The 7,947-nt window shown below is 60.8% G+C and carries 6 protein-coding genes, 1 tRNA gene and 1 pseudogene; 7 read left to right on the top strand and 1 reads right to left on the bottom strand.

The window, feature by feature from the left end; all coding sequences use genetic code 11:
- Positions 1 to 168 precede the first annotated feature (168 nt).
- Together F8N49_RS22605 and F8N49_RS22600 are read left to right on the top strand one after the other, a co-directional pair.
- Positions 169 to 244: transfer RNA gene (locus F8N49_RS22605), tRNA-Thr, on the top strand.
- Positions 245 to 473: 229 nt separating this feature from the next.
- Positions 474 to 773: a DUF6388 family protein gene (locus F8N49_RS22600; protein ID WP_016771748.1), complete on the top strand. Its 300-nt coding sequence runs from the start codon at positions 474 to 476 to the stop codon at positions 771 to 773.
- Positions 774 to 853: 80 nt separating this feature from the next.
- Here the strand turns inward: F8N49_RS22600 and nadC are convergent, their stop codons facing one another.
- On the bottom strand, positions 854 to 1,702 hold the full coding sequence (gene nadC / locus F8N49_RS22595) for a carboxylating nicotinate-nucleotide diphosphorylase (RefSeq protein ID WP_016771747.1): 849 nt from the start codon (positions 1,700 to 1,702) through the stop codon (positions 854 to 856).
- A 267-nt stretch (positions 1,703 to 1,969) separates the two neighbouring features.
- Here nadC and F8N49_RS22590 point away from each other — a divergent pair, with 267 nt between their 5' ends.
- The 5 genes and pseudogenes from F8N49_RS22590 to F8N49_RS28685 all read left to right on the top strand — a co-directional run bounded on the left by F8N49_RS22590 (position 1,970) and on the right by F8N49_RS28685 (position 7,881).
- Positions 1,970 to 4,147 (top strand): DUF1631 domain-containing protein, encoded by a 2,178-nt coding sequence (locus F8N49_RS22590; RefSeq protein ID WP_151552673.1) that lies wholly within the window; start codon positions 1,970 to 1,972, stop codon positions 4,145 to 4,147.
- Between the two features lie 64 nt (positions 4,148 to 4,211).
- Positions 4,212 to 4,772 carry a 1,6-anhydro-N-acetylmuramyl-L-alanine amidase AmpD gene (gene ampD / locus F8N49_RS22585; RefSeq protein WP_024011575.1) on the top strand — a complete coding sequence of 187 codons (561 nt, stop codon included), beginning with the start codon at positions 4,212 to 4,214 and terminating at the stop codon, positions 4,770 to 4,772.
- Positions 4,769 to 5,608, top strand: a complete 840-nt coding sequence (gene ampE, locus F8N49_RS22580; protein WP_016771744.1) for a regulatory signaling modulator protein AmpE — start codon at positions 4,769 to 4,771, stop codon at positions 5,606 to 5,608. The genes ampD and ampE overlap by 4 nt, the downstream gene beginning before the upstream one ends.
- Before the next feature lie 275 nt (positions 5,609 to 5,883).
- Positions 5,884 to 6,975: pseudogene (locus F8N49_RS28690) on the top strand (methyl-accepting chemotaxis protein); the annotation flags it as partial.
- Complete coding sequence (locus tag F8N49_RS28685) at positions 6,952 to 7,881, top strand: methyl-accepting chemotaxis protein (RefSeq protein WP_371915159.1); 930 nt, start codon at positions 6,952 to 6,954, stop codon at positions 7,879 to 7,881. The pseudogene F8N49_RS28690 and the gene F8N49_RS28685, both read left to right, overlap by 24 nt.
- Positions 7,882 to 7,947 lie beyond the last annotated feature (66 nt).

The raw sequence follows: 7,947 nt of genomic DNA, 5'->3' as shown, positions 1-7,947 counted from the left end.
AAAACCAGACACTGCGGACCGCCTGAAACACCGAGGTGCCAGATTCAGGGCCGCTTCGCAGCCCAACGGGGATAAATCCCCTCGCCACAAATGTGGTTCTCAAAAGAAAACCATCAGACAACCCACAAATTTGCCGCAGCTCGAGTCCGGTGCTAGGTTTAGCCCACCGCCCGTGTAGCTCAGCCGGTAGAGCAGCGCACTCGTAACGCGAAGGTCGCAGGTTCGATTCCTGTCTCGGGCACCAACTCCTCAGCGTGCCACGTCGATACATGTTCCGCAGGTCAGCTTTTTGTGCAAGAGATGTAAAGAGCCGTGTAATTCGTCATGCAAACGTCCTATATTCGGTGCCTGCATGAGCATCGCTTAGCAGTTTTCAGATGATCCCGAATGGTTCCGAAGGCCGGCCAGTCCGCGTCAGAGAGATCCTTGATGATCCAGATCCATCCTCCATTCCTAAGATCAGCGAGAACCCCATGACTGAATTGACCCAAGAGCAACGCCACGAACAAGCGCTGGAAAAATACCTTCTGGATGTGCCGGAACTGAAGGATGAGATCAAGGACCTGAGTCCCGATGATCAGAAAGACCAGATCCAGTGGTCCTTCGAAGACGAAGCCGAAGCGCAGGGCTTGCAGCCGTGGGAGCTGACCCTCAAGTACACGAGCACGCCGGAGGAGTTCGAGGCGCAGCGCCTCGTGCTGCACAAGGAAGCGGCGGAAGTATTGGGTGTCGAGTGGGAAGAGTACTGCGAGATGAATAATCTCGTCGTATAAGAGCAGCTGCGAGCTTCTAGCTACAAGCTGCAAGTCAAAGCAGAGTCGCTTGGCTTGTAGCTTGTAGCTTGCCGCTGCGTTTAGAGGCTTAGTCGCATCGACAGGTCCACCGCTTTGACATCCTTGGTCATCGCACCAATCGAAATGTAATCGACGCCCGTTTCGGCGATCGGCAGCAGCGTGCTTTCGTTGATGCCGCCGCTGGCTTCCAGTTTCGCTTTGCCGGCGGTCAGGCGAACCGCTTCGCGCATGTCGTCCAGGCTCAGTTCGTCGAGCATGATGATGTCGGCGCCGGCTTCCAGCGCCTGCTTCAGCTCTTCAAGACTTTCCACTTCGATCTCCACCGGTTTGCCCGGGGCGATCTTGTGTGCGGCGGCCACGGCTTCGGCGATGCCACCACTGGCGGCGATGTGGTTTTCCTTGATCAGGAAGGCGTCGTAGAGACCGATGCGATGGTTGTGGCAGCCGCCGCAGGTTACGGCGTATTTCTGTGCCAGACGCAGGCCGGGCAGGGTTTTGCGGGTGTCGAGCAACTTGACCTGCGTCTCGCCGACGAAGTCTGCCAGGTACTGCGCGCGCGTCGCCACGCCGGACAGCAACTGCAGGAAGTTCAGCGCGCTGCGTTCACCGGTCAGCAATGAGCGCGCCGGGCCTTCCAGATGAAACAGCGGCTGATTGGCTTTGACCCGCTGGCCGTCGACCACTTGCCAATGCACCGCAACGCGCGGATCGAGCTGGCGAAACACCGCATCGACCCATGCGGTGCCACAGATGACGGCGTCGTCACGGGTGATGATGGTGGCTTTGGCCAGGCGTTCGGCCGGGATCAGTTGCGCGGTGATGTCGCCGCTGCCGACGTCTTCGAGCAACGCACGGCGCACGTTGTTTTCGATTTCGGCGGTCAGATCGGCGAGACGTAGATTCGGCATAACGGACTCCACAAACAAAGTGGTTCGATTATAGGGGCAGGGCGCGAGCCAACCCAAGGCGAGAACGTGCGTGCCTGGCGCATCTGGTCGATTTTCCTGCGCTGAGTGCGAGGTGTATGGCGTATAGGGGAAACCCTGAGGCCTATAGCATCGCCGGCCTCTTTTGCCAGATAATCCGCCTTGTATTTGACGTCATGGCTTTGACGAACGACTCCGCTGGGGCAGTGTCGAAAGCGACGAACCGAATCACCGTTCCAGGAGGCTTGGATGCGCAACGACGGGAAAGTGGTGCCTTTGCACCGGGCGACTGCCGATCTGGCGGACCACTCGCCGCTTGCCCGCTTGCCGGTGATTCTGCTGCAGGTTCGCGACAAGGCTGCGCAGCAGCTGCGCCACGATTTGCAGGAGCTGTTCGATAACGCTGACGACACGCTGTTCGAAATGGCCGACCGGGCGCGCAACGACGTCGATCAGAACATCTTTTTCGAAGCCATGCGCGACCTGCGCCTCAAGCGCAAGAACATCGAGCGCGGCTTTCTTGAACTGTTCTTTGAGGCTTTCGCCGGCCTTACCCAATACGACCCCGCCGCCAACACCCTGCCACGCACGCCGGTGGTCGAAGAGTCGGCGCCGCGCACCGATGCCATGGAGCGTACCGTCGCCGTGCAGACCATGGTCAGTCGCGTGCTCAAGCGCGACGGCTTCGCTCTCGATCAACTGACCGCACGCTTCAGCTCGATGCTCGGCAAGCGTCTGGACGATCAGCACAACCCGCTGAGTCCGGCGATGCTCTGCGAATATTTCCTGCAGGCCGGGCGTAATCTCGGCGTCGAGATCAAGGTCAAGCTGATCCTGCTCAAGCTGTTCGAACGCTATGTGCTGGCTGACACCGAGCAGCTGTATGGCGAGGCCAATCAGCTGTTGCTCGCCACCGGCGTGTTGCCACATCTGAAGCCCGCCGTGGCTCGTCGCATGGTCGAGCCTGCGGACAGCGACACATTGATTGAAGATCTCGACGAGCCGCCAGCGGACGAAGGCATCGAGGAAGTGTTCGCCGCGATGCAGCAATTGCTCGCCCAGGTGCGCGGCCGCGTCACACCGACCCTGGAGCCCGGCGCCCCGGCGCATCCGATCAACACCCGCGACCTGCTGCGGTTGTTGTCGCACTTGCAGCAATACGTACCGGCGCTGGAGGCCCAGGAGGATTTCGATCTGCGTCATCAGCTCGAACAGTTGCTGACCCGGGTCAGCGTCCGAAGTGGCCGCTCCCGCGTTGTCGCGACTGCCGACGAAGATGTGATCAACCTGATCGCCATGGTTTTCGACTGCATCCTCGACGATCGCAATGTGCCCGATGCGCTCAAGGCGCTGATCGGTCGATTGCAGATTCCGATGCTCAAGGTTGCGGTGCTGGACAAGAGTTTCTTCAGCCGCAGCACGCACCCGGCGCGGCGCCTGCTCAACGAAATCGCCGAGGCCGCAATGGGCTGGAGCGATTGCGACGGCGCTGAGCGCGACAACCTCTACGTGCGCATCGAGCAAGTGGTGCAGCGTTTGCTGAGCGAGTTTGTCGACGACCCGGCGATCTTCTCCGAACTGCTCGCCGACTTCCTCGCCTTCACTCAGGAAGAACGTCGTCGCACTGAACTGCTGGAACAACGCTTGCGGGATGCCGAGGAAGGCCGGGCGAAGGCCGAGCTGGCTCAGCGGCGTGTCGCGCAGGCGTTGCAACAGACGCTCCTGGGCAAAGTGCTGCCGGCGACGGTGGTGAGTTTCGTCCAGCAGGCCTGGAGCAAAGTGCTGTTGCTGACCTGCCTCAAGCACGGCGATCAGTCCGCCGAATGGCACGCCGACGTGCAGACCATGGAACAGTTGGTCTGGAGCGTGCAGCGCCATGACGACGGCGAATCCAGCCTGCGCCTGCTGGCACTGGTCCCGGGTTTGCTCAAGTCACTGCGCGATGGCCTGAGCAGCACCGCGTTCGACCCGTTTGCCACCAGCGAATTTTTCAGTGAGCTGGAGGCTCTGCACGTACGCGTGCTGGAACGTTCCGACGACGCCGATCACAGCGTTACGCCGCTGATCGAAGTCACGCCCGAGGTCTTGCAGCACAGTGCCGACCAGGCAGCAGCCACCCCGGCGCCGCGCCTGGCGCAAGACGCTGCCGGTCTGTCTCAGGTCGAGCAGTTGCGTGTGGGCCACTGGGTGGTGTTCGACGCAGACGACGAACAGAGCTTGCGTTGCAAACTCGCCGCGATCATCGAAGAGACCGGCAAATACGTCTTCGTCGACCGCACCGGGACGAAAGTGCTGGAGCACAGCCGCACCGACCTCGCCTTGGCTTTCAGCCGAGGCGCCGCGCGTGCGCTGGATGACACCTTGCTGTTCGACCGCGCACTGGAATCGGTGCTGGGCGACCTGCGGCGACTCAATCGCGGCAAGTGATCGCGCGGTGAGGGCGGATCGCGGCATACTGGGCGCCCACATGGTCGGCGTTGAAGGAATCGGTATGCAGTTGGATCCCGCGAGCGGGTGGTGTCATGGCGTGCAGATCTGCCCGTCGCCCAACTTCAATGAGCGCCCGGCGGGCGAAGTGTCCCTGTTGGTCATCCACAACATCAGCCTGCCGCCGGCGCAATTCGCCACGGGCAAGGTGCAGGAGTTTTTCCAGAATCGTCTGGATGTCACCGAACACCCCTACTTTGCAGGCATCGCTGACCTGCGCGTATCGGCGCATTTTCTGATCGAACGTGACGGCAAAGTCACCCAGTTTGTCTCCTGTCTTGCGCGGGCGTGGCACGCAGGCGTTTCAGTGTTCGAGGGTCGTGAAACCTGTAACGATTTTTCCGTCGGCATCGAGCTGGAAGGCACCGATGATCTGCCGTTTACCGATGAACAGTATCGAGCGTTGACTGCGCTGACCCGGCAGTTGCAGAAGCGCTTTCCGGCGATCACCGATCAGCGTATCTGTGGCCACAGCGATATCGCGCCGGGGCGCAAGACCGATCCAGGACCGGCATTCGACTGGGCACGCTACCGCGCAGCCCTGGCAAAAGAGGAAGGACAATGAGTTTTCTGGTGTTACTGCTGGCGGTGTGGATCGAGAAGTTTTCGGCCCTGCGCCATCGGCTTCAACGCGACGGCGGATGGATCCGCGAACTGCACAAACTCGAAAACAGCAAACGGCTGGCCAGGCAACCGTGGCTGGTGCTGACGATTCTGGTGCTGTGCCCGGTGGCGTTGCTGGCGCTGTTGCTGCTGGTGCTGGAACCGGTGGCGTACGGTTTGCTGGCGCTGCCGGTGCATTTGCTGGTGGTGATTTACAGCCTCGGGCGTGGCGACCTGCTCGGCGGACTCGGACCGTTCCGCGATGCCTGGCGCCGTGAGGATCTGCAAGCGGCGGCCCACGTGGCCAAGCGCGACCTGGACATCTGCGCCGACAGTGGCGAGCAATTGCTTGAGCAAGTGCAGGGGCATCTGCTGTGGCAGGCGTATCAGAGTTTCTTCGCGGTGATCTTCTGGTACTTCCTCCTCGGGCCGGTGGCGGCATTGGCTTATCGCTTGTTGGCGCTGGCCGAAGAGCACGGCTGCAATCCGGCGCTGGTCGAGCGTGCTGCGCAGTTGCGTCATGCCTTCGATTGGGTGCCGGTGCGTTTGCTGGCGGCGAGTCTGGCATTGGTCGGCAACTTCGTCGCGGTCAGCCGGGTGATGCTGCATGAGCTGCTGAACTGGAACATCAGCGCTGCGCAGTTGATCAACAAGGTCGGCCTGGCAGCCGGGGAAGTTCCACCGCCAGTGGTCGGCCCGGACGGCATCAACACCCTCGATTGCCTGTGGGAATTGCTGCTGCGCGCGGCGGTGCTGTGGTATGCCGGGTTTGCCTTGTGGACGGTTCTGGTTCACTGATTACAGCAAGATCAAAAGATCGCAGCCTTCGGCAGCTCCTACCTTGGAACGCATTTCCCTGTAGGAACTGCCGAAGGCTGCGATCTTTTTGCTTTTGATTTGGCGATCACTGCATTGCCATTAACCTTAAGTTACAAAACCTCCCGCCGATTTACGCTATACAGAGATAGCGCCCGATAGTGGCTATCTGCTTTCGTCCCGCGCCTGCCAATAAAAACAAGAAAAACCAAGGGAGACTTCCAGTGAAGAGCTTGCTCTATCCCGCCGTCTCGCTGATGAACCGTCTGAGCTTCGGCATGAAGTTCAGCCTGATCAGCGTGCTGTTCCTGGTGCCGATGCTGGTGACCAATTTCTATCTGGTGCGCGACTCCTATCGCGAATTTCAGGGCACCCGCGTCGAACTGCAAAGCCTCGACCTGCTGGGCAGCAGCCTGAGCCTGCGTCGGGATGTGGAAACCCTGAACAATCTGGTGCAGATCGACGTCACCCTCGGCCAGTCCGGCAAGGCCGGCAATGTCGAAGCGCAGATCCAGACGCTGGAGCAGGCTGTGCTCGCGCGCCTCGAAGGGCTGACGGCGATGACCGAAGATCCCGAGCAGATCAAGCAATTCGAGGCCAAGCGCGATGAAATGATCGCCGCGTTCAAGGCCCAGCAGGCGGAGAGCTCGCTGCAAAGCAAAAGCGCGTTGATCGGCAAGTTGCTGGCCAGTGCGCAGATTTTCAGCCAGATCATCACCAGTCAGGCCGGGTTGAGCCGCGACAACCAGAGCGACATTCGTCAGCTCAGCGAACTGGTGACGCTGATTACCCCCAGCGTGACGCAAACCCTCGGCGAAGGCCGGGCGATGGGTTCGTATTCGTTGGGCCAGGGCTTTCTCAACAGTTCCTCGAGCACGCGCTTCGACGAGTTGCTGGTGCAGATCGAAAAACTCCAGGCCGAGTACGCCCTGAAACTGCAAGACGCCCTCGGTTCCAGCAGTGCTGCGCGCGAATCCCTCAGTGCCCAGGCCGACACCAGCAAGGCTTCGCTCAAGCAGGCCAGCGAGCTGTTCGAAGAACAAGTGGTGATGGCCGACACCCTCGATGCGCCGTGGCAGGCATTTTACGATCAGGTCACCGGGCTGATGGAACACACCTACCAGCTCAATCAGGCCACGCTGAAATTTCTCGACAGCCAGTTGCAGCAGCGTCTGGCGCAGAACCGCACGCACATGATTCTGCAAGCCTCTGCGTTGTCGGTGGTGTTCGTGCTGATTTTCTATCTTTATGGCGGTTTCTACGCCTCGACACGGACCACCCTGAAAAGCCTGGGCGCGATGATGGACAAGGTCGCCGCCGGTGACATGACCGTCAACTTCAAGGCCAGCAGCCGCGATGAGCTGGGCGAGTTGGGCGAGGTGTTCAACGGTACGGTGAAGAAGATTCACGACTTGATCGAACGCGTGGGCCACACCGTTGGCGAAGTCGAGCGACAGGCCGGGCAGGTGGAGAGCGTGTCGGCGCAGAGCAATCAGGCTGTGGCCGGGCAGCGCTCGCAGATCGAACAAGTGGCGACGGCGATGAACCAGATGTCGGCGACTTCAATGGAAGTCGCGCGCAGTGCTGCTGCGGCGGTGAGCAGCGCCCACAGCGTCAACGACGAAACCCTCAGCGGGCGCGGCCTGGTGGAATCGCAACAGGGCAGCATTGCCGCGCTCGCCAGCGAAATCGACCAGTCGGTGCTGGTGATCAATCAACTGGCCAGCGACAGCCAGTCGATCAGCCGTGTGCTTGAGGTGATCAAGAGCATCGCCGAACAGACCAACCTGCTGGCGCTCAACGCCGCTATCGAAGCCGCGCGGGCCGGCGAGCAGGGGCGCGGTTTTGCCGTGGTCGCCGACGAAGTACGCACCTTGGCCAAGCGCACCCAGCAATCGACCGAAGAAATCGAACAGATGATCGCCAAACTGCATGGTGGCGTCGGCGCGGCGGTGAAGGCCATGGGCGTCAGTCATCAGATGGCCAATGGCACGGTGGGCCAGTCGGAGAAGGTCCAGCAGGCGCTGGAGAACATTCTTGGCGCGGTGGGCATGATCGTCGATCAGAACCAGCAGATCGCCGCTGCCGTGGAACAGCAGACCGCCGTGGCCCATGACATCGACCAGAACATCGTCGAGATCAATCGCGCTGGCGAACGCACAGCACAAGGTGCACACCAGACCGAAGATGCCAGCCGTGCGCTGTCGGCGCAGGTGGTTGAGCTCAAACAACTGATCAGCGCGTTTCGTGTCTGAGCCTGACACCGTCCCCCCGTAGGAGCTGACGAGTGCAACGAGGCTGCGATCTTTTGACTTTGCCTC

Origin of the sequence: Pseudomonas sp. GXM4 (genome assembly GCF_008923895.1) — a bacterium.
Taxonomy (GTDB): Bacteria; Pseudomonadota; Gammaproteobacteria; order Pseudomonadales; family Pseudomonadaceae; genus Aquipseudomonas; species Aquipseudomonas atacamensis.
Note: the sequence above shows the minus strand (reverse complement) of the source record. Positions and strands in the feature narration are given on the sequence as shown.